We start from the raw sequence: 26,428 nt of genomic DNA, 5'->3' as shown, positions 1-26,428 counted from the left end.
ATCTTTGCGCAATATGGCAGCATTCAGTGTACATATATTGGGCTGCGGATCTGCCCTGCCGACCACACACCACCATCCCTCTTCGCAAGTAATCGACCTACGCGACAAACTTTACATGATCGATTGCGGAGAAGGTGTCCAGCGACAATTCAGACTCGAAAAGCTCCATTTCGGGCGTCTCATCCATATTTTCATCAGCCATCTGCATGGCGATCACTGTTTCGGCCTGCCCGGATTTATCTCCACACTTGGTCTGTTGGGACGTACCGGCACCCTGCATGTACATGGGCCGGAGGGAATAGAGCGTTTTCTCAGCCCCATATTGGAGCAGTTCTGTCACCGAATGCCCTATCAGGTGGAGATACATACGATCGATGCCTCCCGACATGCGCTTGTGCATGAGGACAAATCCGTCAAAGTCTATAGCATACCGCTCAGCCACCGCATCCCTGCAGCGGGCTACCTCTTCGAAGAAAAATGCCGTGCAAGGCATCTGAACAGAGCGGCTGCCGAGTTCTACAATATTCCGCTTGCCGAATATCCCCTCATCATAGAAGGATCCGACTACACGACACCGGATGGGCGGATCATCCCCAACCGACACCTCACGACCCCGGGCACACCGCCCAGACGATATGCTTACTGCTCGGATACGGAGTTTTATCCCTCCATCGTCCCTATTATTCAAGGTGTGGATTTGCTCTACCATGAGGCCACTTTTATGGAGGAGGATCGGGCAAGAGCCAAAGAGACTTTCCACAGTACGGCCAAAGAAGCGGCCGAAATAGCACGACTTGCAGGAGCCAAACGCCTCCTAATCGGGCATTACTCCGGCAGATACAAGGATGTCCAAGGCTTGCTGGAAGAAGCTCAAAGCGTATTCAAGCCGACTATTGCCGCCAATGAAAGAATGCATATCGATCTGTAAATGCCTTTTCCGGCAGTCTTGTTTGCTCCTCGCCCTTACCGGTCTGCTGTATTCCTGCGGAACGAGCAAGAAAGCGACAAGCATATCCGGTAAACCTCACCATACAACTGCCACCAGCCATTCGCTCCGAACGGCGGAGGACATCGTTACCGACCTGATAGCCCGAGGCAAGAAGCTGATAGGCAAACCCTACAGGTATCGGGGGCCATCGTCTTGGCCGATGGATTGCTCCGGCTACGTGGCCTACCTCTACTCCTGCTACGATATTCATATTCCACGCTCTTCATCGGCACTATACAACTATACCATTCCCGTACGCCATCCTCTACCGGGCGACCTGCTTTTCTTCCGTGGCAGTAAGAACCGCAAAGGGGTTATCGGCCATGTGGCACTGCTGATCGAAGTTCGCGGTGACGAACTGATCATGCTGCACAACACCAATAGTAGAGGTATCATCATCGAATCGCTGCAACGAAGTTCGTACTTCAGCAAGCGTTATGTCCGTGCCGGCCGTTTACCTGAGATTCAAGCCCTCATGGACTGATCCTCGCCAAGTTCCCCTTCTACAAAAATCCGATTCCACCTTTTCACCGGCAAAAACTTGAATGGTGTCGATGCTGTGGACTACATTTTTAAGGAGATCGGCACAATAAAAATTGCCCCACATACAGAGATCCGCATGTGGGGCAATTATAGGTATTTTGCCAATCGGTATCGGCAGCTAAAAAGACTTTTTACTTGCCGTAGCGAGCTTTCAGTATCTGGATCATATCAGCAGACATGGAGTCGAGATCGTACTCCGGCTTCCAATCCCATTCGCTACGAGCACAAGAATCATCCAATGAGTTTGGCCATGACTCGGCAATACCTTGACGGAGAGGATCGACTTCGTAATTCATAACGAAATCAGGTACCAACTTCTTCACGGCTGCCGCTATCTGCGAGGGTTCGAAACTCATGGCAGTGATATTGAACGAATTGCGATGTACCAGACGGGCAGGATCAGCTTCCATCAGCTCCACGCATGCGCGAAGAGCATCGGGCATATACATCATATCCATATAAGTACCTTCTTTAATGGGACAGGTGAAGCATCCTTCTTTGACAGCTGCATAATAAATATCCACGGCATAGTCTGTCGTTCCGCCACCGGGGAGGGTGACGTTGGAGATCAAACCGGGGAAACGAACCGAACGTGTATCTACACCGAAACGCTTGTGGTAGTAGTCGCTCAAAAGCTCGCCACTGACCTTCGTTACTCCGTACATGGTCTTGGGACGCTGAATAGTATCCTGGGGGGTCTTGTCCTTAGGAGTATCATTGCCGAAAGCACCGATAGAGCTGGGTGTAAACACTGCACAATTCTTTTCACGAGCTACTTCCAGTGTATTGAAAAGTCCTCCCAGACCAATATGCCATGCTAACTGAGGTTTGGCTTCTGCTACGGCACTGAGAAGGGCTGCCAAATTGTAAATCGTATCTACTTTATACTTATCCACCACTTCTGCTATTTGTTTGGCATTGGTGATGTCTGCTATTTCGGCAGGACCGCTTTCGAGTAGTTCGCCCTTAGGCTCTGCACCGGGGATATAACCCGCTACAACGTTTCCCTGAGGATAACGCTTTCTCAACTCCATAGTCAGCTCCGATCCGATCTGGCCGGTAGAGCCGATAATCAGGATGTTCTTCATTCTACTACCTCCGTATTGCTTTAAGTTAGTTGGGTTCATTAAAATTCGCTGCAAAAGTATGGATTATTCTCATAAATATGCGACTAAAAAGCAGCACAAAATCGATGAAGACGAAAAGAAAGACAAAGACCTCTCTATAGGAGTCTGACGAAATAGATGCCATCCCGTCTTGAAGAGGTTTGAGCCGAACCGGTATAAGAAAAGAGAACGATCAAGTGCGAAATCATTTGATTTCAGGCAGATACCTATATGTGGGGATTGTCGATTAGGTGGAATAACTATACTTTTGTTCGAAACAAAACAATATTTTTTCGTATGACAACGCATCACATAAAGAAATCATATTCACCCAATACAAAGCTAAGTGACTTAATATGCGAGAATTACGACTTGCTGCTGGTCATTACGCGCTTTGGTATTTCACTTGGTTTCGGAGAAAAGAGCATACGAGAAGTCTGTGAGGACAATAAGGTAAACACCAATACCCTCATGGCTGTCATCAACGCACTTATCAACCGTCCCGAGCACCCTTCCGAGGCAATCTTGTCGGATCTGTCAGCTCCCTCCCTGATCAACTATCTGCGCAAGTCGCACAATTATTTTCTCGAATTCCGTCTGCCTTCGCTCCGTCAAGATCTTTTAGCCGCACTGTCCAACTGCCCATCCGAGGTGGTGTTCGTCATTCGTCAATTCTATGATGAATACGTGGAGGAAGTACGCAAGCACATGAGCTACGAAGAGAAAACAGTTTTCCCCTATGTGGAAAAGCTTTTAGCCGGAAAGTTGGACGAACGTTCGCACTACAGGATCGATATATTCAGCAAACGCCACGATCAGATAGAGCTGAAAATTTCCGAACTTAAGAACCTGCTGATCAAATACTACCCGACATCAAGCGGCTACGAACTCAACAGCGTACTGCACGACATATTCTCTTCGGAAGACGATCTGTCTGCACACAACTTTGTCGAAGACCACCTTTTCGTGCCTTTGATTCGTAAAATAGAAAAGGAAAGCGGATTATGAACATCATCTCACTCAAGGTAGCGATCGTAGAACCGCTACCTATGATTCGTGCAGGGCTGGAAGCTCTACTAAAGAAAATCACCGGCTACAAGATACAATTCATAGATGCGCCGGCCGATAATGGTTGGGTAGATGTAATCTCCTTTTATTGTCCCGATATCGTTTTCATGAATCCACTCGTATCGGGACTGACCCGAAACGAATCAGACAAGGCATGTCCACAGTCGCGCTATGTGGGTTTGCTCACTACGCCGATCGACAGCAATATGCTACACAACTATGACGATACACTGTCCGTCCACGCCACAGTAGAGGAATTAAGACAGCTATTGGAAAGACTTTATCAAAAGACCTTGGAACCCGAAGAGAGCGGAGAAGAACAACAGACGCTCACCAATCGGGAGAAAGAGATCGTCGTAGGCGTGGTGAAAGGTATGACCAACAAAGAGATTGCGGAAGAGCTTTTCTTATCTACACATACCGTTATAACCCACCGACGCAACATAGCAAAGAAACTACAGATCCACAGCCCCAGTGGTTTGACGATCTACGCCATCATGAACAAACTCGTCAATCTCGACGAGATTACTCACTAAGCGAATAGATTTTCTATTCACTGATCGCCTGCTTTAGAAGTAAGCAAAGACCAAAGTTTATCATTGGGTGGAAGAGGAGCAGTGAGATCGATGAGGACACCGCTGACGGGATGAGTGAAACGAATTCGATGGGCCAGCAGACTGATTCCTCCATCCGGATTACTGCGCCCAAATCCGTATTTCAAATCACCTTTAATAGGACAACCTATAGCTGCGAGCTGGCAACGAATCTGATGATGCCGGCCCGTATGCAACTCTATTTCCAAAAGATGGTAGTTGTCGGACGAAGCTAATAAGCGGTAAGAAAGAGATGCTTTCTTGCTGTTCGGCACTTCACGTACCGAAGTAAAACTTTTGTTCAGTTTTTCGTTTCGACTGATATAATGAACGAGTGTATCTCTGTCCTTGAGAGGTCTTTGTTTGACTATGGCACGATATACCTTTTGCACCTCCCCATCTCGAAACATATTATTGAGTCGTGCCAAAGCCTTACTCGTTTTGGCGAAAACGACCAGTCCTGCTACGGGACGATCCAAACGATGGGCTACACCGAGGAAGACATTGCCCGGCTTGGCATACTTCTCTTTGATCCACTGCTTGACCGTTTCGGACAGAGGGCTGTCGCCGGTCTTATCGCCTTGAACAATCTCTCCAACAGCCTTATTGACTATGATCAGATGATTGTCTTCGTAAACGATTTCCATAACGACAGCCCTATGAACCGAACAGGTTGATTCTGATCCTATATTACATATTCATACCACCGCAAACGTGGACTACCTGTCCCGTCACATAGGTAGAGAGATCACTGCCAAGGAAAGTAGCCACGTTAGCCACATCTTCAGGCGTACCACCACGACGCAGAGGTATCTGTGCAGCCCATTGCTTCTTCACTTCTTCGCTAAGCACGGCAGTCATATCGGTAATGATAAAGCCCGGTGCAATTGCATTGGCACGCACGCCGCGTGAGCCCAGTTCTTTGGCAACACTCTTGGCCAAACCGATCATACCGGCCTTAGAGGCTGAGTAGTTGGATTGTCCTGCATTGCCCGATACACCTACCACAGAAGCCATATTGATGATACTGCCGGTACGCTGTCCCATCATGATGGGAGTCACAGCATGAATCATGTTGAACGCTGACTTCAGATTAACATTGATCACGGCATCCCATTGTTGCTCGGTCATACGCATCATAAGGCCATCGCGAGTGATACCGGCATTGTTCACCAAAATATCGATCCGGCCGAAGTCAGCCTTGATCTGTTCCACCACTGTATGCGCGGCATCGAAGTCAGCCGCATTGGAAGCGTATGCCGCAGCACGTACTCCCAGCCGTTTGAGTTCTTCTACGAAAGCTTGTACGCCCTCATCGATATTCAGATCCGTAATGGCCACATCGGCACCTTCCGTTGCATACTTATAAGCTATGGCACGGCCGATACCGCGTCCGGCTCCCGTAATGAGAGCTACCTTGTTCTCCAATAATTTCATACTTTGATTTTTATTTGTCGTGGACAAATACTGACCGATACGATCTGTATGTCCGCGAAGTTGATTTATTGATCGTTAAATTCTTAAATACTTTCTCTGCCAGTCTCTTCTTCACCGGTGTTTACTGCCGGAGATAGACAGATACCGTGGAAGATCAGATGCTCCACATTCTCACTGATTCGCTCGAATGCGATCGTTCCGGCATGCCTAAGATGTCCGCTGATATAGGGCACTTCCAGCCCCTTGATTGAATGGAGCAAGATCTTGGCGGTAATATGGGTATCGGGTATAGAAAAAGCATTGAGCCGAACTCCTTCGTCCAAAATGGAACAGATCAGATGTTCTTCCTTGAGGTCGAACTCCTTACGGGCAGTCTCCACCTTCCATATATCTCGGAAAAAATCGGCACGAAGCGTACCATTACGGACGACGATCTCTTTGATTGCTTCCAAATGAGTATAGATGAAGTGCATCAGCTTCTTAGCCGGCGGCATAGACACGATTGCAGCCGTCTCCAAGGAGCTGTAAAGTTCGTCCAGCTCTTTATGGACAACTGCAAAATAGATATCTTTTTTGCTTTTGAAGTAGGTATATAGCGTGCGTCGTCCCTTGTTTGCCGCATCGGCGATATCGTTCATCGTGGTCTTTTCCACGCCGATTTTGGCAAAGAGCTGACGTGCTACATCGATCATCAGTTCTCTTGTTTTCGCCACACTCATTAAGTATTTTCGATTACCCTAAAATTCTAACGGTATCTTGTTTCGGAAACAAATATAAGGTTTTTGGCGTTGATTTTGCACGTTTGTTTCAGAATTGAGCAAAAAGAACAGCCGCTTTTGTGCATATAAGAGTTTGACGATATTGTCCGAGAAGAGTTTGCTCCAAGCAAATAAAAAAGCTGTCTCCTTTGAAAGGGGACAGCTTATCAATATTCTTGTTGTCTCACAAGGATTCGAACCTTGACAAACAGGACCAGAATCTGTTGTGCTACCATTACACCATGAGACAGTGGCGAAGCATTATCGCTTCCGGTGCTGCAAATGTACACCTTTTTGTGAAACGAACAATAAAAGACAACATTTAAATCTTAATTGGCATCTCCGTATCTTCCTCCATCGTATCCGACTTTGCAAAGATGGGTTGGAAATCTCAATTTTAGGTTCGTAAACCGGAAACACGGTCGAGATATTTTGGTCACTTTTTCTGTCTGTTTTTGTATTTTTGCGAGCGTAAAGACCGAAAAAAGGTCATACATCAGCATCAAAGAGTTCCATTTCAACAAACATCGATGAAGAATATCCGCAACTTCTGCATTATTGCACATATCGACCACGGCAAGAGTACCTTGGCCGATCGGTTGCTCGAATATACCAACACCGTCTCCGGCAAAGACCTGCAAGATCAGGTCTTGGACAATATGGACTTGGAACGAGAGAGAGGTATAACGATCAAGAGCCATGCCATTCAGATGGACTATCAGTTAGATGGAGAAAAGTATGTGCTCAACCTGATCGATACTCCGGGGCACGTGGACTTTTCCTACGAAGTCTCTCGCTCCATCGCCGCTTGCGAAGGGGCATTGCTTATCGTCGATGCTGCCCAAGGGATACAGGCACAGACCATATCCAATCTCTATATGGCGATCGAAAACGACCTGACCATCATCCCCATTGTGAACAAAGTGGATCTACCCAGTGCCATGCCCGAAGAGGTGGAAGACCAGATCATCGAGCTTTTGGGCTGTGATCGTTCGGAGGTTATCCGTGCCAGTGGTAAGACCGGTCAGGGAGTAGATCAGATCCTTCGCGCTATCGTCGAACAAGTACCGGCCCCTGCCGGAGATCCCGATGCTCCACTCCAATGCCTCATCTTTGACTCGGTCTTCAATCCGTTCCGTGGTATCATTGCCTATTTTAAGGTGGTGAATGGCAGTATTCGCAAAGGAGATCATGTCAAGTTTATTGCCACCGAGAAAGAATACGATGCCGATGAAGTAGGAGTACTCAGGCTCGATATGGAGCCGCGCTCGGAGGTCAAGACCGGCGATGTAGGCTATATCATCAGCGGTATCAAAACAAGCCGCGAGGTCAAGGTAGGCGATACGATCACCCATGTGGCGAAGCCTGCCAAAGAGGCCATAGCAGGATTCGAAGAGGTAAAACCCATGGTTTTCGCTGGTGTATATCCTATCGAAGCCGAAGACTTCGAGAACCTGCGCGCTTCTTTGGAAAAGCTTCAGCTCAACGATGCATCGCTGACGTTCCAGCCCGAAAGCTCCGTGGCTCTCGGATTCGGATTTCGTTGTGGATTTCTCGGTTTGCTCCACATGGAGATCGTGCAGGAGCGATTGGATCGGGAGTTCAATATGAATGTGATCACGACAGTTCCCAACGTTTCTTACAAAGTCTATGACAAGAAAGGCGGCTGTAAGGAGGTCCACAACCCATCGGGACTGCCCGAACCCACGCTTATCGATCATATCGAAGAGCCTTTTATCAGAGCTTCGGTCATCACCAATACGGCCTATATCGGCCCTATCATGACACTTTGCTTGGGCAAAAGAGGGGTGTTGGTGAAGCAAGAATATATATCGGGCGGTCGTGTAGAGATCTTCTACGACCTCCCATTGGGCGAAATCGTCATCGACTTCTACGACAAGCTCAAGAGTATCTCCAAAGGATATGCCTCGTTCGACTATCACCTGCATGACTTCAGAGAGAGCAAGCTGGTGAAACTCGATATTCTGCTCAATGGCGAACCCGTCGATGCCCTTTCGACACTCACACACGTGGACAACAGTGTCACATTCGGCCGGCGCATGTGCGAAAAGCTCAAAGAACTGATCCCGCGTCAGCAATTCGAAATAGCCATCCAAGCAGCTATCGGGGCCAAGATCATCGCTCGCGAAACGATCAAGCCCGTCCGCAAGGATGTGACGGCTAAGTGTTATGGTGGTGATATTTCCCGTAAGCGTAAACTACTCGAAAAGCAGAAAGAAGGAAAGAAACGCATGAAGCAGATAGGTACGGTCGAAGTACCTCAGAAAGCTTTCCTCGCTGTCCTCAAACTGGACTGATCCGAAGCCTTTTCACAATCCAGTCCCATCACTATGGCCGCTACCAAGTCTCGCACCAAACATCCTGCTCCGGAGAGCATTACAGCTCCGTTGGAGGGACGTGTTCCGCCACAGGCTCCCGAATTGGAGGAGGCTGTTTTGGGAGCTATCCTGCTGGAAAAAGATGCCTATATGCAAGTAGGCGAAATGTTGCGCCCCAGGACTTTCTATCTCAAGGCCCATGAGCTGATTTACGAAGCCATTACCCAACTGGCACTCAATCAGAAGCCGGTGGATATGCTCACGGTGACGGAGCAGCTCAAGAAGAACGGCAATCTCGATGCCGTCGGCGGCCCCTCTTATATAGCCGGTCTGACGCTCAAAGTGGCAAGCTCGGCCAACTTGGAATACCATGCCAAGATATTGGCGCAGAAAGCTTTGAGCCGTGAGGTAATCGGCTTTTCCAGTGAAGTCCTGAAGAAGGCTTACGATGATACGGAGGACATAGAGGATCAGTTGCAGCAGGCCGAGGGACGATTGTTCGAGATCTCCCAGCACAACATGAAGCAGGACGTCCAGCCTATCGACCCGATTATCAAAGAGGCCTTGGGCGAAATCCAAATTGCAGCCAACCGTAAGGAAGGACTCAGCGGTCAGCCATCCGGTTTCCCCGCTATCGACAAGCTCACGGCCGGTTGGCAAGCTTCCGATCTGATCATCATTGCTGCCCGTCCTGCTATGGGAAAGACCGCATTCGTGCTTTCCATGGCGAAAAATATGGCTATCGACTATAATATACCCGTAGCCATATTCAATTTGGAAATGAGCAGTGTGCAGCTGGTCAAGCGTCTGATGTCCAATGTCTGTGAGATTCCGGGTGAGAAGTTGAAGACCGGCCGACTCGAATCACACGAATGGGTACAACTCGACACCAAACTGAAAGACTTCGAAAACAAACCTCTCTATATAGACGATACGCCCTCTCTTTCCGTCTTCGAACTGCGCACCAAATCGCGCCGTCTGGTGCGCGAGTACGGCGTGAAAGTGATCATCATCGACTATCTTCAGCTCATGAACGCCAGCGGAATGTCATTCGGCAATCGTGAACAGGAAGTCAGTACTATCTCACGCTCTCTCAAGGTTTTGGCCAAGGAGCTGAAGATACCCATCATCGCCCTCTCCCAGCTCAACCGAAGTGTCGAGACCCGTCAGGGCGACATCAACAGCAAACGTCCGCAGCTATCCGACTTGCGCGAGTCCGGAGCCATCGAACAGGATGCCGATATGGTATGCTTCATCCATCGCCCCGAATACTACAAGATCACGGAAGACCAGCAGGGTAACTCCCTTTTGGGCATAGGCGAATTTATCATCGCCAAGCATCGTAACGGGCCTGTGGATGATGTGCGTTTGCGTTTCCGCAGCGAGTTTGCCAAGTTCCTCCCTCTTGAGGCTGAAAGCATGGTCAAACGCCACTCCCGTATCGGAGGTTCTCCCGTGGAAATGGGTGTCGGCAACGGATCATTCGCCCCACCCCTACCTCCTCCGGAGGACAATCCTCTCCTTTCAGGCCCCTATTCCTCGGGCACATCCGAGGCCGATTTCCTCGCCGAAGCATCAGGAATCGACAACCCCTTCTGACATTATCAGGAAACGATATTGCACAATTACGAGCCAATACACATTGGCTCCAATACAACGTGCCCTCTCCTCTTAAAAACACGCGCCAAAAAAGTTTTCAACAACGAAGAGGAGTTTGGAATGATTCCAAATAAGCAGGTAAAAAGAAGTAGATATTGAAGTCGAAAAGTTGAGGACACGGACTTTTTCAAGTCGAAATATGACTTTTGGGAGAGAAGATAACGATCTATATACAAACCGTTTACGATAAATATATAGATCGTTTTCGATTTGTATATAAATCGTTTTCAATTTATATATAGATTGAAAGTCATTTCTATATAAATCGCAAGCCTAAAAAGGCCACTTCGAGAGGCTATAAAACAGAGGCACCCACATGATTCGAGCTGAATCATGTGGGTGCCTTATTCTTTTGAAGGGACTGTAAGAGACCTTATTGCTGCTTATGGATCATGGGGATTATACTATTCATCCGTATGCCAACATGGCATACATATAATATCGGCCGGCTCAATCGGCCGAAAAGATTAGGAGCATGAGGATATTCGAAGCACATATCTAACTATCATTTAATCGTTTATCTATATAATTTCATTCGGATGAAAGCCTCTCAGGACAGTGACATCCAACTCCTCATAGAGGGCTTCATCGCGGACAAATGTAAGGAAAAAGCTCAATCCCCTAAAAGGCATTAGAGCGAGTACAGGCCATCGGTGCCTGTAACATGTAAAAAGACTCATCGCAGTACACTTGACAGACTCGGGCTCTATCGATGCTCAGAGCGTGTAGAAGACTTTGAAGCCTACTGATCATCGGGTCGACCCAAACGAAGCCATCCTGACGCTGAGGGATCGATAGACCGATTTACCAGAGTGTTGCTCTTACTTCTGGAATGAGCACTTTGGGGCAAACACTCTCCAAATTATGGTCTGTCAATATTTTTTCTTTAATTTGGTCTTTTGAAGACGGAATCGTTATCTGATAATTACCTTCCGTTGTATTGGAAAAGCGCCGAATTGTATCTCTCCGGACAGGAGGTTTTCGGTGGATGTGAACATTAAAGCAGTAACGTATGGAAAACCCTACGAACCCTCTCACGGATTCAATGGCACAGCCCGAATCCGAAGAATTGAAACCTACGACAACAGACCGGTTGCCGGAGGTTCAAAGCCTGGAAGTGGCAGATCCGACTCCTTTGGAAAACGAATCCAAATCAGCCGAAGAAAGTAAAACAAGCGTAAACGCCCGTTTGGCGGACATGACCGAGCTTGAGCTACTTGATAGCTTGGCCACATTACTCCAAGGAGAAGAGCTACCTCGCCGACAGGAAGTAGAGGCCTACAAGAGTGCTTTCTATAAGAAGAAGCAGGCTCGTGCAGGAGAATTGGCCGACAGTACGACTTCGTCTATGGCCGAGGCGGACTTGAACGAGGAACGTCTGAAAGACTTGCTACAGCGCTTCCGCGAACTGAACCAATCGCGGATAGAGTCGATGCAAAAGGAGCGTGAGAGCAATTTGGCTCAGAAGGAGGCCCTCTTGCAACGGCTGAGAGATCTTCTCGGCAGCAACGAAGAGTTCGGCAAGATCAGCCCTGTTTTTCATGAGATTCGCAAGTCCTGGAAGGAGACCGGTCCCGTGCCGGAAGCAAATGCTACGGATATAACCAAAGAATACAATAGTCTGGTAGAACAGTTCTATGATCTGAAGCAGATCAACGATGAATTCCGCGCCTACGATTTCAAAAAGAATCTGGAGGCTAAGGAAGAATTGATCCATCAGGCCGAAGCCCTCACGGAGAATGCCGACGTCATCCACTCATTCAGAGTACTGCAAGAGCTGCACCATCAATGGCGCGAACTGGGGCCGGTAGCCCGCGAACTCCGCGAAGAGGTGTGGGCAAGATTCAAAGCTGCGTCTACCACGATCAATAAGAAGTATCAAGAACACTTCGAAAAGCAAAAGATACGCGAGCAGGAAAATCTGGCCGCGAAAACATTGCTTTGCGAAGAGATGGAGGCGATAGACACCTCCGGACTGAACTCGCTGGCCAAATGGGACGAACAGACAAAGGCCGTACTCGAGATTCAGGCCAAGTGGAAGACCATAGGCTATGCCCGCAGAAGCGACAACGAGAAGATCTACGAGCGTTTCCGTGCGGCATGCGATGATTATTTCAATAAAAAAACGGCTTTCTTCAAAGGCAAGCGCGAAGAGCTGACCAATAACTACAAGAAGAAACTGGCCATGGTGGAAGAGGCAGAAAGCCTCCAGGAGAGTTCCGACTGGAAAGAAACCTCTGCTCGCTTGACCGAACTCCAAAAAAATTGGAAAAGCATCGGAGCCGTTCCTCATCGGTATAGTGATGAGATCTGGAAGCGCTTTACAACTGCATGCGATGCATTCTTCAAACGCAAAAAAGCCGAACAGGGTGATATGCGCTCCGAAGAACGCGAAAACCTCAAGAGCAAGAAAGCGATCATAGCTGAGCTGGAGGCTTTGGATTCGGAAGAGGCCGGCGAAGGTATCATCGACAGACTCAATGCTCTGGCCGGACGCTGGAATGCCATAGGTTTTGTACCGTTCAGGGAAAAAGATGCTATCAATAAGACTTACAGAAAATTGATCGATGGCCTGTACGACAAGCTCAATATCGAACGCAGCAATCGTCGCCTCGAAGGGTACAATGCCTCCTTAGAACAACTGGAAGGCGGTGGCAAAGGTCAGCTCTACGATGAGCGTGATCGTATGACACGTATCCTCGATCGCATGCGCAACGAATTGCAGACCTATACGAACAATCTGGGTTTCCTCAGCATATCCAGTAAAAGTGGGAATAGCCTGATGCGAGAAATGGAGCGCAAGAAGGAAAAACTGGAAGAAGACATCCGTCTGATGATCGAGAAGATCAAGCTGATCGATAAGAAGATGGAAGAGCTGAACGCTAAAGAATAAGACTCTTCCCCCACTCCATCGGCCAAATACCCCCCCCGAGGAGACGACAGCATTCAAGAATAGGAGTGAGCCACGAAGTTTGTAATCGGACTTTCGTGGCTCGCTTCTTTTTATCGGCTTTCTTCATAGAAACAGGTGCAGAGAAGAAAAAATTTCTCGCGCCAGAAGGGAAAAGAGTGGTTCCGCTTTTTCACGCTTTAGGCTCTATTTTTGTCGTAAACCGGTTCGTAAAAGCAGAGAACATAAATCCATCGGGATTCATCCCTATCCTTTGCATGGGGATACTTCGGGAAAGCTGTCGAATTGGCGTTTCTACGAGAGACTGAGTGTTCTTATCATATAAGATTGCCACACGACATTGAGGGAAGCTATATACCGAATTAGTTCCTATAGTAATTTATATAGTCAGAGCTGAAGCTACAGCAGGGCGTGGAGTCGCATTCGTCAGGTTTTCGAGTCACAGTGCGGCTTCATATTGTGACATTCTGTCACCTTTTGGCAGTATCAGGCGTACTTTGCTTTTTGGCACGCAAATTGTTCATGTTACAGCGTATCACCCTTTCGTCGTTACATAGACAACGAAAGAAAATCAGACAACAACAAAAAACGAATATAGAATTATGGGAAAAATCATTGGAATTGACTTAGGCACAACGAATTCATGTGTCTCTGTATTGGAAGGTAACGAACCTATCGTTATCGCGAACAGTGAGGGCAAGCGCACAACGCCCTCGGTGGTGGCTTTTGTGGATGGTGGCGAGCGTAAGGTAGGCGATCCGGCCAAGCGTCAGGCCATCACCAATCCGACCAAAACGATATACTCTATCAAGCGCTTCATGGGCGAAACCTACGATCAGGTTTCCAGAGAAGTGGACAGAGTGCCATTCAAGGTAGTACGTGGGGACAATAATACTCCGCGCGTAGATATAGACAGTCGCCTCTATACGCCGCAGGAAATTTCGGCCATGATCCTTCAGAAGATGAAGAAGACGGCCGAAGACTATCTCGGTCAGGAAGTGACAGAAGCCGTGATCACTGTGCCTGCATACTTCAACGACGCTCAACGTCAGGCAACGAAAGAAGCTGGAGAGATCGCCGGACTGAAAGTTCGTCGTATTGTGAACGAGCCTACGGCAGCTTCTTTGGCTTACGGTTTGGACAAGTCCAATAAGGATATGAAGATCGCTGTCTTCGACTTAGGTGGCGGTACCTTCGATATCTCTATTTTGGAATTGGGCGACGGCGTTTTCGAAGTGAAATCGACCAACGGTGATACGCACCTCGGAGGAGACGACTTCGACCACGTGATCATCGACTGGTTGGCAGAAGAGTTCAAGTCTCAGGAAGGAGTGGATCTTCGTCAGGATCCTATGGCTATGCAGCGTCTGAAAGAAGCTGCCGAAAAAGCCAAGATAGAGCTGTCCAGCACTTCATCTACGGAGATCAACCTCCCCTATATCATGCCGGTGAATGGCATCCCCAAGCACTTGGTGATGACGCTTACAAGGGCTAAGTTCGAACAGTTGGCCGATCGTCTGATTCAGGCATGTGTGGCTCCCTGCGAAACGGCCCTGAGAGATGCCGGCATGTCGCGTGGCGATATCGACGAAGTCATCCTTGTAGGAGGTTCTACACGTATTCCTGCTATTCAGGAGATTGTGGAGAAGATCTTCGGTAAGGCTCCGTCCAAGGGTGTGAATCCCGACGAAGTGGTAGCTGTGGGTGCCGCTATTCAAGGTGGTGTTCTGACCGGTGAAGTAAAGGATGTCTTGCTGTTGGACGTTACACCGCTTTCGCTCGGTATCGAGACTATGGGTGGCGTGATGACTCGCTTGATCGATGCCAATACGACTATCCCGACGAAGAAGAGCGAAATCTTCACTACAGCAGTGGACAATCAGCCTTCGGTAGAGATTCATGTGCTTCAGGGTGAGCGCTCTTTGGCTAAGGACAATAAGAGCATCGGCCGTTTCAACTTGGACGGTATCGCTCCTGCACCCCGTCAGACACCGCAGATCGAAGTAACATTTGACATCGATGCCAATGGTATCCTCAACGTAACGGCTCATGACAAAGCTACTGGCAAGAAGCAGAATATCCGCATCGAAGCCTCCAGCGGTTTGTCCGACGATGAGATCAAGCGTATGAAGGAAGAAGCGCAGGCCAATGCCGAAGCCGATAAGAAGGAGAAAGAACGTATCGACAAGATCAATCAAGCTGACAGCATGATCTTCCAGACCGAAAAGCAGTTGAAGGAGTTGGGAGACAAATTCCCTGCCGATAAGAAAGCTCCGATCGATGCTGCTCTCGACAAGCTGAAAGAAGCGCATAAATCACAGGATGTAGCTGCTATTGATACGGCCATGGCCGAACTGCAAGCTGCTCTTTCCGCAGCAGGAGAAGAGCTTTATAAGAATGCCGGAGCTCAAGGCGGTGCACAACCCGGTCCGGACTTCGGTGGTGCTCAAGGTCCATCTGCCGGCGATCAGCCTTCTGACGACAAGAACGTCACAGATGTAGACTTCGAAGAAGTGAAGTAATTCCGCTCACAAACGAGTACCAAACAAATAGTAAATCGCAGTAAGTTAATTACTTACTGCGATTTTTGTTTTTGATAGTTTCTCGTATTTCTTCGTTTTCTATCGATTTTAGTCGTATATTTATGAGACCATTGCACGGCACTTTGCGTCTTTTGGGGGTTGTGGTTGTTGTATATATCACTGATAAATAGCATATTTACACATAATTAACTGTNATATTTATGAGACCATTGCACGGCACTTTGCGTCTTTTGGGGGTTGTGGTTGTTGTATATATCACTGATAAATAGCATATTTACACATAATTAACTGTATCAATATGGCAACTAAACCAACCGAACCGGCTCCCGGCTTTCTACAAGTATATACTCAGGTTGGTGTCGCGACCGGATGAAGCACTCCTTTCTCCGCCAAATCAATGCTTGTGTTGATTGGCGAGGTATCCGCACCCTGCTGAACAAGAAGTACACCAAGACTCAGAATGCCGTAGGTAACCCTGCCTACGATGCCTTGCTGATGTTCAAGATTCTTTTGCTAGAGACTTGGTATGGTTTGAGCGATTATGAGGTTGAGGAGCGTATCAATGACTCTCTGCTTTTCAGTGAATTCCTTGGCTTAGACCTTGGCTTCCCCTCTCCTGATCATAGCACCATCAGTGGCTTTCGCACGGAACTAACCCATCTGGGGATTATGGATAGGCTGCTTGGTGAGCTGAATAAGCAGTTCAAGAAACATGGCATTAGCCGTATTGACCAAGGAGCCATCGTTGATGCAAGCATTGTAGACAGCCCTTATTCGCCTGATGGTCGGGTGGTCATAGAAGTGGCAGAAGATAGAGCTGATGCACGTTCACAGGATGCGTTGGATCAAGAGGCGGCTTATCACTATGAGCTCAAAAGAGGTAAGCCGGGCGTTGACTCAGAGGTTCGTTGGGTACGCAAAGGCAAGCATTATCGATATGGGTATAAGAAACATGTCCTTACGGATGCGCAAGGTTTGGTAGAGGCGCTCATCACGACCCCGGCTAATTGTGCAGACGCGCTTGTTTTGCCCGAATTGGTAGAGAAGTCAGAGTTGTCGTTAGGGGTAAGTGTATTAGCAGACAAGGGCTACTGTAGCAAAAAGAATTCGGAGTACTTGGCTCGTCGGGGCTTGGTTGATGGCATCATGCTCAAGTCTAGTCGGAGGCAAGTCCTTAGCGAGAGTCAGAAGTTATTCAATCGTATGATAAGTAAGACAAGGTGCTTCATAGAACGCACCTTCGGTAGTATTCGTCGGTGGTTCTTGAGCGGACGATGTCGCTACCGAGGGTTAGCCAAAACACATACACAGAATATCCTTGAAGCTATGGCCTACAATCTCAAGCGTATTCTGGGGCTGCTTGTGCTTCAAGGAGCCAAATAAGCAAAAAAATCCCCGATCCTGTGGGAAATAACCCACAAGGTCGGGGTAAGGGGGAAGAATACCACCGCTGAGAAACACTGCCTCAATAGGCAAAAATGACTTGAAAGAACATAGTCATATAATCCTTGCATTGTGCAATGGAATCAGATAGAATGGATACTTCGGCCGTATATGGTCTATTTGAGGAATTGAAGCAAAGTCTTACGGAAATGGCTTTCTCCTTAGAAGGAAGATCTGAACAACAAACAATCGACTTGAGTAAAATCGAAGAGCTTCTTTGGAAGATGAATACACTTTCAAAGCAAGAGGTGTTTTCTCCCGAACAAATCAGAGTCTTGGAAGAAATACTTACCAAGAGTGTAGTGGCAGGACTAGAAACAGTCTTTGAGAAGCTGGATGGATGGAATGCAGAGAAAAGAGAGACTCTACAAGCCATTGCGAAAATTGATGAGATGGGCAAAGAGAGTCGTACTGTTATCCGTAAAGAACATGTCTTTAGTCTTGACTTTAAGAATAGTAAAACGGTTATCACTCTTTGCTGTATGGGGCTTGTTATTTTGTTTTCATTGATTGGAAACTTCTGGCAGATACGACAAAACAGCCAACTATCGGATAATGATTTGAAGTATCGCTACATCAAAATGTATGGAGAAGCCAATCAGGAAAAACTAATGGACTTGGAAACGGTTTTTACTTATCAGAGAGACGAAGAGCAGATTGCACTTATCCGAGAACAATTGGAAACTTACGAACGATTAGTCAAAGAGCAAGTAGAAAAGACAGAGCGAGCCCACCTGAATACATCGCAGGCAAACGAACTTCATAAGCAAGCAGAATCCATAAAACAACGGAAATAAATGCTTCTCTTCTACACCCATTAAAAGATTTAAGGGAATGAGAAAATAAATCCTCATTCCCTTTTTCTATGCTATTTCATTTCACATCCTTGCGCTATTAAACAAAGAATATTGAAAGAGATGGATAAACCTATGAATCGAATCAAAGAAGTGCTTGAAGAGAAAGGTATTAAGCAAACATGGCTTGCCGAAAAACTCGGCAAGAGCTTTAGCATTGTCAATGCCTATGTCTGCAACCGCCGTCAACCAAGCCTCGAAAACCCTCTTCCAGATTGCGAAGATATTGGGGGTGGATGTGAAAGGGTTAATCATTTATGCAAAAAGTACGGATTTTTAAAATTTGCCTCAAAGGATGGTGTATGTGTAAAAATGACATCAAAAAAAGTTGAAAACATAAAAGAAAATACGATGACTACACTAACGCATGATTTAACAAGGCATCTTAGGGCTCTTCGTCAAACTCTCTCTCAGGATAAAAAACCTATTGGGTTCTTTATTTCTGCAGGTTGTCCATTATCTGTGCCAATGCCAGAGGGAGAATGGCCTCTCATTCCTGATATGAAACAATTATCCGAGTATGTCTCATCCCAACTACAATCTAAACTTCCTAATACCCCAAGTGTTTTTGATAGATTGATAAAGGAACTCGAACTCAACGGGCAAGGATAAAAATAACCTAGAAGACGCTCTAAGCTTTGTTCGCTCGCTAAAAAGTGTGGCATGCGGAGGGGGAATGTGCACCCCTGTTGCAAGTATGGCTGTTTTCATCGAAAACTCTATCTTTGCCGATGGGAGTATTAATAACTCAAACAGAAAAAAAGATGAATAAGATGGTTGTTTTGGCAGCCGCCATAGCTATGACGGTTGCATTCGGCTCATGCAAATCCAAGCAAAGTGCCTACCGCCAAGCTTACGAGCAGGCCAAAGAACGTGAGATTGCCCAAGCTGAAGACAAGGATACGGAAACTCGTCCGATAGTTTCTAAACCGGCTATCAATGTACAGATCCGTCAGGAAAAGCTCTCTGCTTACAGTGGAGAAGATGCTTCTCGATTGGATCGGTTCAGCGTAGTGGTAGGCAGCTTCCGCAATGCAACGAATGCTCGTTCTCTGAAAGAACGCTTGGAATCTGAAGGTTATACCCCTATTTTGGCAGAAAACGAACAGGGGATGCTACGCGTAATCGTAGCCAGCTTCCCTTCACGCGAAGAGGCCATCGCTGCCCGTGAGGCCATCAAGGAACGCTATGCCCCGAATTTTCAGGATGCATGGCTGCTTGAGCGTGCTAACTAATGGACATCAGACAAGACTATCCACTCTCCAAACGCAACACATTCGGTATTGCAGCCCGGACGGATTGGTGGATCGACTACACATGCGACGCCGATATCGATCGGCTTGTGAAAGACGAATTTTTTCAAGAATGTCGCGTACAAACGATTGGCGAGGGGAGCAATCTGCTCTTCCTCGCTAATTTTCATGGTATACTGCTTCATTCCGAAGTAAAGGGTATCACCGAACTGCACAAGGATCAGGACAGTATTCTCTTGCGTGTAGGATCGGGTATGGTATGGGATGACTTCGTCGCCTATGCCGTAGAGAACAACTATTATGGCATAGAGAATCTCTCCCTCATACCGGGCCAGGTGGGGGCCTCGGCAGTCCAAAACATCGGAGCCTATGGAGTAGAAGTATCTCAGCTGATCGAGGCGGTTCATGCTCGTCATTACCGAACAGGAGAATCTCGTGTGTTTCGCAACGAAGACTGCCGATACGCATACAGATACAGTATCTTCAAAGAACCGAACTATGCCGAATGGGCTATTATGTATGTGGACTATCGTCTGCGCCTGAAGCCCTCTTTCTCACTTGAATACAAAGCCTTGGCCAAGGTCCTGGAAGAAGAACGAATCACCCCTACCCTACGATCGATTCGAGATACGGTCATACGCATCCGCAATTCCAAGTTGCCCGATCCGACCACAATAGGTAATGCGGGCAGCTTCTTCGTGAATCCGGTGGTATCTGCCGAGAAATTCAATACCCTGCAAACCGAATACCCCTCCATACCAAGCTATCCCCAACCGGACGGCAGCGTGAAAGTGCCGGCCGGATGGCTGATCGAGCAATGCGGATACAAAGGGCATCGCTCCGGTGCAGTAGGCGTCTATGAACATCAGGCTTTGGTCTTGGTGAACTATGGCGGAGCTACGGGCACTCAGGTGGGTGCTTTGGCAGAAGAGATCATAGGCAGTGTCCGACAGAAATTCGGAATCACTCTCCATCCGGAGGTCAAATACATTTTATAATATATCAAGTAGCAAGCCTTTTGCCCCATGCGTTGCATATTATTAGGCTCAGGCACCAGTACCGGCGTCCCCGAAGTCGGCTGTCATTGTAGGGTATGTCGTAGCGAAGACAGGCATGACAAGCGCACCCGTACTTCTCTTCTTATAATCACGGATGCAGGGAAACGAATCCTCATCGACTGCAGCCCGGACTTTCGCCAACAAGCTCTGTTTGCCGGCATCGATTCGCTCGATGCCATTTTGCTGACTCACGAACATTTCGACCACGTCGGTGGACTCGACGATCTGCGCACCATCTGTTGGCATCGTGAGCTTGCCGTCTATGCCGAACAGAACGTACTGGACTCCATACGCGACAGACTGCACTATGTATTCCGCAAAAATCCTTATCCGGGTACTCCTCTACTGAAACTGTGCGAAGTAAAACCCGGCATGCCGTTTCAAGTAGCAGACCTGATAGTAGAGCCTCTTCGCATCATGCATGGCAGGCTGCCGATACTCGGATATAAGATAGGAGAGATGGCTTTCCTTACCGATATGAAGGATATAGCAGCAGAAGAAATCGAGTGTCTGAAAGGCTGCCGACTTCTTTTTATCAACGGCCTTCGCTACCGAAAGGAACACCCTTCGCACCAGACCATAGAGCAAGCTATTGACACAATAGGACAAATCGGCAATCCGAAAAGTGTCCTGATCCACCTCTCCCACCATGCACCTCTGCATCAGGAGCATTTGGAGATTCTTCCTCCACATATCCATTCGGGATACGACGGGCTGGAAGCCATAATCGACGAGAAGAGGATAAGAATTAAGGACTTCGAGTCGCATGTGTCCCGTTCGGAGTACCATTATCAAGACTGCGGACGCATCGATTACGAATCGGCACTGACCCTGCAACGCAAGCTCTTCCATGATGCTGTAGCAGACAAATTGGAAAACAGGAAACCGCAAAACACACTACTCTTCTGTGAACATGAACCGGTCCTAACCTTAGGCAAACAGGGTCATGAAGAAAATCTGCTGCTGTCCGAATCCGAACTGAAAAGTCGCGGCATCCGACTATTTCATATAGAACGAGGAGGGGACATCACCTACCACGGGCCGGGACAAATCACGGGGTACCCCATATTCGATCTCGAACAATACGGTATCGGCTTACGCACCTATATCGAAATGCTTGAGCAGTGTATCATCGATCTCATTGCCATATTCGGTCTGAAAGGCGAACGTTCGGCCGGAGCATCCGGTGTATGGCTGGATCCTGATATACCGGGGCGTGCTCGCAAAATCTGCGCAATAGGGGTGAAAAGCAGTCGCCACATAACGATGCACGGCTTCGCCCTCAATGTCAATACGGATCTCGATTACTTCAAACTGATCAATCCCTGTGGATTCTCGGATAGAGGGGTGACTTCCATCGGTCGTGAACTCGGACGCGAGCAGGATTTCATCCTCGTCAAACAACAACTCGAAGCTATTTTCCGACGCAATTTCGGTGCTTTATAGCTTTTCTCTTCTCTTCACACAAACACTCCTTTTTGATTGGAAATGTATTTTCCAGTCATAAATACACGTGAATAAACGAAAATCTCCCCACTAAGAATGCAATACGCTGATAAACAGCACATTGCATGTTTCCCTCGGATCGAATCCGCACTGTTTTATAGCCTTTGGGAACACATGCCGGAGGGGGGCGAGCTACGCCCTATAGAGACCTTTGCGCAATAACCCTTCCACCCCCCTCATATTGATCAAGACGGACACAAGCATTGATTTGATGAAGAGAGGAGAGCTTCATGTGGGTCTCTGCGAACCTCAAGTATATACCTGAAGGAAACTTGGGGAAATCTCTGTTTACTTGGCAACCATACATCTGCTCTTCGATCTTTGCCTAAGATACAGAACTAACATGAGAGGATACTATGGTCTCATACGAGAGGATACTATGGTCTCATACGAGAGGATACTATGGTCTCACACGAGAGGATACTATAGTCTATTGATGGAAGATGCTATCTGCTCTGTGTCGGATGGCAGGTTCGGGGAGTGGGAGATTCCGTGCGAGCTGTTAAACCGATAGATGAGATTGTCGCACGGCATTTTCTTGGAGATTTCATTGTCAATTGACCGATTTCCGAGCTTCAACATCGGCTCGATCCAAGCAGAAACAGGATACCTCTCTGTACATTTGCTTGAACTGATGTATTACACAGGGGTGAAAAGTTTCATCAATGGTATCCTGTAGTTCAGATCGAATCTTTTTCTACTTTGGACAGCTTGGCAAACCGAAGCAATAAGCGTTTGCGTCCCACCTGCTGAAACGAGACTTCTGCCTTAGCATTGTCGCCTTCGCCTTCGAGGGATTCGATGATTCCGATTCCGAAGCGTGCATGTGCCACCGTGTCGCCCACACGCAAATCTCCTATCTGCTGATGAACCATCCGCTCCTCATGAACAGGGGAGGAGCCGATGCGTACCAGCCGTCTGCGAATCGGCTCCGGCTGAGGCAATCTTTCGAAAGCATCGCTCCGAGAAAAATGGATGGGGAGTTCGTCACCTTGGCAGTGTCCCCCTAACATTTCTTGCGGTACACGTCGCTCAACGTACGCATCATCAAGTTCTTGCAGGAAGCGACTCGGACGCGAACGTTCTGTTCGCCCGTTTCGGGAGCGTTCCGCAGCAAAGCTGATATGACAGGATTCTTTGGCACGAGTGATAGCCACATAGAAGAGACGACGCTCCTCCTCAAGACCTTGTTCGGTAGCATTCATCATCGAAGGGAAAAGGTTTTCTTCCATACCAACGATAAAAATATGCCTGAACTCAAGTCCCTTTGCGGCATGTACCGTCATCAGGGTGACATAATCTCCGGCTACTCCCTCTGTATCTTGGTCTGTCAGGAGTACGACCTCGTTGAGGAACGTTCCCAAGGAGGGGTTCTCTCCCCTTTCTTCGGCGTAAGAAGTGCTGTATTCCTCGATGCCGTTGAGTAATTCTTTGAGGTTTTCCTGCCGACTTATTCCCTCGATACTTTTGTCCGAAAAAATTTCGGCCGAGATCCCACTCCGTTTGACCACATCGGCTGCTTGCTCATACAGAGATTCGTATTCGGACTCCTGAAGTTCACGGATGAGAGAGACGAACTCACTAAGACGGCGTCGGGCTGTAGCACTAAGATCAGGAAGGCCTTCCTGCGATTCGGACAGCACATCCCACAACGAACGTGAAGAAGCCGCGGCTATCTCGTTAAGACGAGACAGAGTGGTATCCCCTATTCCTCGCTTGGGATAGTTGATTACACGCCTGAGTGCTTCGTCATCATCGGGATTTACGATCAGACGGAAATAGGCCAGAACGTCCTTGATCTCTTTTCGCGAATAGAACGAAAGCCCACCATATATACGGAAAGGAATATTGTGTTTGCGGAGCGCCTCTTCGAAAACTCGGCTCTGCGCATTAGTGCGGTACAGAATGGCGAAATCGGAATAAGGGCAATGCTCTTGCAAGCGTCGCTCGACGATCGAGTCCGCTACCGTATAAGCCTCCAAATACCCCGATAGGCAGCCCGTCAGGCGAATACGCTCGCCTACCTGTTTGTTCGAAAAAACTTGCTTAGGGATTCGCCCCTCATTGTGAGCAATCAAGCTATTGGCTGCATTGACGATGCTCTGCGTACTCCGATAGTTCTCCTCAAGTTTGAAAAGCTTGCTCCCGGGGAACGACTTTGAAAAGCCCAGAATGTTTTCCACCTTGGCACCACGAAAGCTGTATATACTCTGAGCATCATCCCCCACAACAAATACCTTACCTTTCTCTCCCATCAACTGCCGAGCGATCAAATACTGTGCAAAGTTGGTATCCTGGTACTCATCGATCAACAAATAATCGATGCGGTCACGGTAGGTCTGCAAGACATCAGGGAAATCACGAAAAAGGACATTGATTTTGAAAAGCAGATCATCGAAATCCATGGCATTATTCTGCTTGCACAGCATGGTATAAAGAGAATAAATCTCTGCCATCCGAGGCATTCGACAGTCTATGTCATATCGAGCAAGATCCTTATTGGCAGCATACGACTCGGGAGAGATCAGCTGATTCTTGGCCATCGATATACGATGCTGTACCGCGTTGATACGATATACCTTATCATCGATATTCATGCGCTTCATCACATGACGGAGCAAGCTCTTGGTATCGTTCGTATCGTAAATGCTGAAGTCACGAGTATATCCGAGGTGTGCGGCATTCTCTCTAAGGATACGAGAGAAAACGGAATGGAATGTACCCATCTGTATCCTGTAAGCAGCAGGCCCGATCTCGCTTGCCACACGCTCCTTCATCTCTCTGGCAGCTTTGTTCGTAAAGGTCAGTGCCATCAACCTTGCGGGATCGTAGCCGGAGCGAATCAGGTGCAGCAACTTATAAACGAGTACCCGTGTTTTGCCGGAGCCTGCCCCGGCTATCACCAAGGCAGGCCCGTCATTATAAAGAACGGCAGCCTTTTGGCTGTCGTTCAATGATGAGAGATAATCTTCGGACATTACGATGCCCCGACAATCATACTGATTCTTTTAAGAAACACTTCTCGCAGCGTATCATTCGAGAGAACACGATTGAGATGACGCAGGAGTTTGTCTATCTCTTCTTCCGCATCAGTACCATGCAACAAGATTTCTGCCGTACGGATAGGAGGAAGCATTTCGTTCATTTCTCTAATCGAATCGGATGTGTACAGGAACATAAAATCACGCACATCCTCAGGCAGATTGGAGCCATCATTTCTAAGCGGGAAGATAGGACGATAGTCTCGGATAAAGCGATAGAACGGACCTAAGATGAACGGATCTATATGCTGTACCACAGAGGAGAACTGAACGGGGGTGAGATCTTCGATGGTCTCCAGATTCATATAAAGATGGTCGATCTGCATCCTCTTGATAGCCACCGAAACAGGATCTCGCCACTCCTTCAAACGAGCAGCCTGCTCCACAAACATGAATGTACAAGGGGGGACATTATTAGCCACCTTCTTAACAAAAGCCGAAGCATGCATCACCTCGATGGGCAAGCGGCGAAGCACAGGATTTGCAAAGGCATTTCGCCAAAGGATGAAACGCTGCGGATCATTGATAATCACATATCCCGTAGCTCCGGGCTGATCGCGCAGATATACATCGGCAAGGGCAACGACTTCGCGAACGATTACATCGGAAGGAACACCGACCATCACGCCATGTCCCTCATAAGCCAAATCATATACATGCCTACGCATCTCTTCCGGCATATCGGCTGTATACTCATTATCGACTCGCTTGTCCGGATTGGTCTCGCGCAAATAATCCTGCCACTCCGTCCTACGGCAATGTTCCTGAGTCAGATCGAACACATCCTCATAGCAACGGAATGAAGCGGCAATATCCTTGGCCTCATCACAAATCTGCGGTAAGAAGCTGTAATTCTCAGGAGGCAAAGTGCCTGACTCATCGAAAAAGCGAGCACGCAAGGCCTCGAAGCGTGCCGTCTCTTCGCGTCCAACACGCATCTTGATGCTCCGGCCGCCTTTATAGCTCACGTAGATGGAACTATACTCGGGTGTATAGTCAAATTCGCCCCAAGGGTAACCGGGTACCTGATCTTGAAGAAAGAGCGTTACGGCCTCGATATGCTTGCATGTTCCAAGCCCATTCGTTCTAAAATCCAGGCAAGAACAATAATTCCGTTCGCTCCGAACACCACGGAATGCAACTCGGTATCGGTTGCGGCCGTTTGCCACCAAATAATCACCCCATATCCGATTATCATCCAAATGTTCAACCTCGAAAGGATTCTGTTCAGCAAATTCTCTTCTTAATCCTACTTGCCACTCTTCTACGGTCATGCCTTCGGGACAAAACCGATTAGACAATTTCTGTTCTTTCATTGAATAAACCTT

Annotated in this window: 20 protein-coding genes, 1 tRNA gene and 1 pseudogene; 15 read left to right on the top strand and 7 right to left on the bottom strand. The window is 47.8% G+C overall.

The window, feature by feature from the left end:
- The first annotated feature begins 13 nt into the window (after positions 1–13).
- Positions 14–928, top strand: coding sequence for a ribonuclease Z (locus tag HQ50_RS03770; RefSeq protein WP_039428344.1), 915 nt, complete (start codon positions 14–16; stop codon positions 926–928).
- Complete coding sequence (locus tag HQ50_RS03765) at positions 903–1,472, top strand: C40 family peptidase (protein ID WP_039428341.1); 570 nt, start codon at positions 903–905, stop codon at positions 1,470–1,472. The genes HQ50_RS03770 and HQ50_RS03765 overlap by 26 nt, the downstream gene beginning before the upstream one ends.
- 190 nt (positions 1,473–1,662) lie before the next feature.
- On the opposite strand, the gene HQ50_RS03760 is transcribed toward HQ50_RS03765, so the two are convergent.
- Entirely contained in the window at positions 1,663–2,619 is a 957-nt protein-coding gene (locus HQ50_RS03760; protein WP_039428339.1) for an NAD-dependent epimerase/dehydratase family protein, read from the bottom strand.
- 315 nt (positions 2,620–2,934) lie between these two features.
- Here HQ50_RS03760 and HQ50_RS03755 point away from each other — a divergent pair, with 315 nt between their 5' ends.
- Both HQ50_RS03755 and HQ50_RS03750 read left to right on the top strand, forming a co-directional pair.
- On the top strand, positions 2,935–3,645 hold the full coding sequence (locus HQ50_RS03755; protein ID WP_018965884.1) for a hemerythrin domain-containing protein: 711 nt from the start codon (positions 2,935–2,937) through the stop codon (positions 3,643–3,645).
- A complete protein-coding gene (locus tag HQ50_RS03750) occupies positions 3,642–4,241 on the top strand; it encodes a response regulator transcription factor (RefSeq protein ID WP_039428336.1) in 600 nt (199 codons plus the stop codon). Before HQ50_RS03755 ends, HQ50_RS03750 begins: the two co-directional genes overlap by 4 nt.
- Positions 4,242–4,258: 17 nt before the next feature.
- Here the strand turns inward: HQ50_RS03750 and HQ50_RS03745 are convergent, their stop codons facing one another.
- The 4 genes from HQ50_RS03745 to HQ50_RS03730 form a co-directional block, all read right to left on the bottom strand.
- Positions 4,259–4,945: an RluA family pseudouridine synthase gene (locus HQ50_RS03745; protein WP_039428334.1), complete on the bottom strand. Its 687-nt coding sequence runs from the start codon at positions 4,943–4,945 to the stop codon at positions 4,259–4,261.
- Positions 4,946–4,988: 43 nt separating this feature from the next.
- A complete protein-coding gene (fabG, locus tag HQ50_RS03740; RefSeq protein ID WP_039428330.1) occupies positions 4,989–5,735 on the bottom strand; it encodes a 3-oxoacyl-[acyl-carrier-protein] reductase in 747 nt (248 codons plus the stop codon).
- A gap of 83 nt (positions 5,736–5,818) precedes the next feature.
- On the bottom strand, positions 5,819–6,454 hold the full coding sequence (locus HQ50_RS03735) for a TetR/AcrR family transcriptional regulator (protein ID WP_018965888.1): 636 nt from the start codon (positions 6,452–6,454) through the stop codon (positions 5,819–5,821).
- Positions 6,455–6,672: 218 nt separating this feature from the next.
- Positions 6,673–6,743 (bottom strand) — tRNA-Gln (locus tag HQ50_RS03730).
- 280 nt (positions 6,744–7,023) lie between these two features.
- Between HQ50_RS03730 and lepA the strand changes: the two genes are divergently transcribed.
- The 11 genes and pseudogenes from lepA to HQ50_RS12515 all read left to right on the top strand — a co-directional run bounded on the left by lepA (position 7,024) and on the right by HQ50_RS12515 (position 21,999).
- Positions 7,024–8,811: a translation elongation factor 4 gene (gene lepA, locus HQ50_RS03725; protein WP_039428328.1), complete on the top strand. Its 1,788-nt coding sequence runs from the start codon at positions 7,024–7,026 to the stop codon at positions 8,809–8,811.
- Positions 8,812–8,844: 33 nt separating this feature from the next.
- Positions 8,845–10,431: a replicative DNA helicase gene (gene dnaB, locus HQ50_RS03720; RefSeq protein ID WP_018965890.1), complete on the top strand. Its 1,587-nt coding sequence runs from the start codon at positions 8,845–8,847 to the stop codon at positions 10,429–10,431.
- A 1,072-nt stretch (positions 10,432–11,503) separates the two neighbouring features.
- Positions 11,504–13,384 (top strand): DUF349 domain-containing protein, encoded by a 1,881-nt coding sequence (locus tag HQ50_RS03715; RefSeq protein ID WP_039428325.1) that lies wholly within the window; start codon positions 11,504–11,506, stop codon positions 13,382–13,384.
- A gap of 620 nt (positions 13,385–14,004) precedes the next feature.
- Positions 14,005–15,924: a molecular chaperone DnaK gene (gene dnaK, locus HQ50_RS03710; protein ID WP_026292344.1), complete on the top strand. Its 1,920-nt coding sequence runs from the start codon at positions 14,005–14,007 to the stop codon at positions 15,922–15,924.
- A 390-nt stretch (positions 15,925–16,314) separates the two neighbouring features.
- A complete protein-coding gene (locus tag HQ50_RS03705; protein WP_152566859.1) occupies positions 16,315–17,328 on the top strand; it encodes an IS5 family transposase in 1,014 nt (337 codons plus the stop codon).
- Positions 17,329–17,465: 137 nt separating this feature from the next.
- Positions 17,466–18,185, top strand: a complete 720-nt coding sequence (locus tag HQ50_RS03700; RefSeq protein ID WP_039428322.1) for a hypothetical protein — start codon at positions 17,466–17,468, stop codon at positions 18,183–18,185.
- A gap of 120 nt (positions 18,186–18,305) precedes the next feature.
- Positions 18,306–18,522 (top strand): annotated as a pseudogene (locus HQ50_RS03695) (helix-turn-helix domain-containing protein).
- Between the two features lie 32 nt (positions 18,523–18,554).
- Positions 18,555–18,854: a hypothetical protein gene (locus HQ50_RS03690; RefSeq protein WP_039428318.1), complete on the top strand. Its 300-nt coding sequence runs from the start codon at positions 18,555–18,557 to the stop codon at positions 18,852–18,854.
- A gap of 152 nt (positions 18,855–19,006) precedes the next feature.
- The gene (locus HQ50_RS03685) at positions 19,007–19,477 is read left to right on the top strand and encodes an SPOR domain-containing protein (RefSeq protein WP_026292259.1); all 471 of its coding nucleotides are present in this window, start codon (positions 19,007–19,009) and stop codon (positions 19,475–19,477) included.
- Positions 19,477–20,493 carry a UDP-N-acetylmuramate dehydrogenase gene (gene murB, locus HQ50_RS03680; RefSeq protein WP_018965396.1) on the top strand — a complete coding sequence of 339 codons (1,017 nt, stop codon included), beginning with the start codon at positions 19,477–19,479 and terminating at the stop codon, positions 20,491–20,493. The genes HQ50_RS03685 and murB overlap by 1 nt, the downstream gene beginning before the upstream one ends.
- A 27-nt stretch (positions 20,494–20,520) precedes the next feature.
- Positions 20,521–21,999 (top strand): MBL fold metallo-hydrolase, encoded by a 1,479-nt coding sequence (locus HQ50_RS12515; protein WP_039428316.1) that lies wholly within the window; start codon positions 20,521–20,523, stop codon positions 21,997–21,999.
- A gap of 740 nt (positions 22,000–22,739) precedes the next feature.
- Here the strand turns inward: HQ50_RS12515 and HQ50_RS03670 are convergent.
- Both HQ50_RS03670 and HQ50_RS03665 read right to left on the bottom strand, forming a co-directional pair.
- On the bottom strand, positions 22,740–25,037 hold the full coding sequence (locus HQ50_RS03670; RefSeq protein ID WP_039428314.1) for an ATP-dependent helicase: 2,298 nt from the start codon (positions 25,035–25,037) through the stop codon (positions 22,740–22,742).
- Positions 25,037–26,416, bottom strand: a complete 1,380-nt coding sequence (locus tag HQ50_RS03665; RefSeq protein ID WP_018965393.1) for an SWIM zinc finger family protein — start codon at positions 26,414–26,416, stop codon at positions 25,037–25,039. Before HQ50_RS03665 ends, HQ50_RS03670 begins: the two co-directional genes overlap by 1 nt.
- Between the last annotated feature and the right edge of the window lie 12 nt (positions 26,417–26,428).

It is taken from the genome of Porphyromonas sp. COT-052 OH4946, from assembly GCF_000765965.1.
GTDB classification, from domain to species: Bacteria; Bacteroidota; Bacteroidia; order Bacteroidales; family Porphyromonadaceae; genus Porphyromonas; species Porphyromonas gulae.
This window is presented reverse-complemented; position numbering and strand designations above follow the sequence as displayed.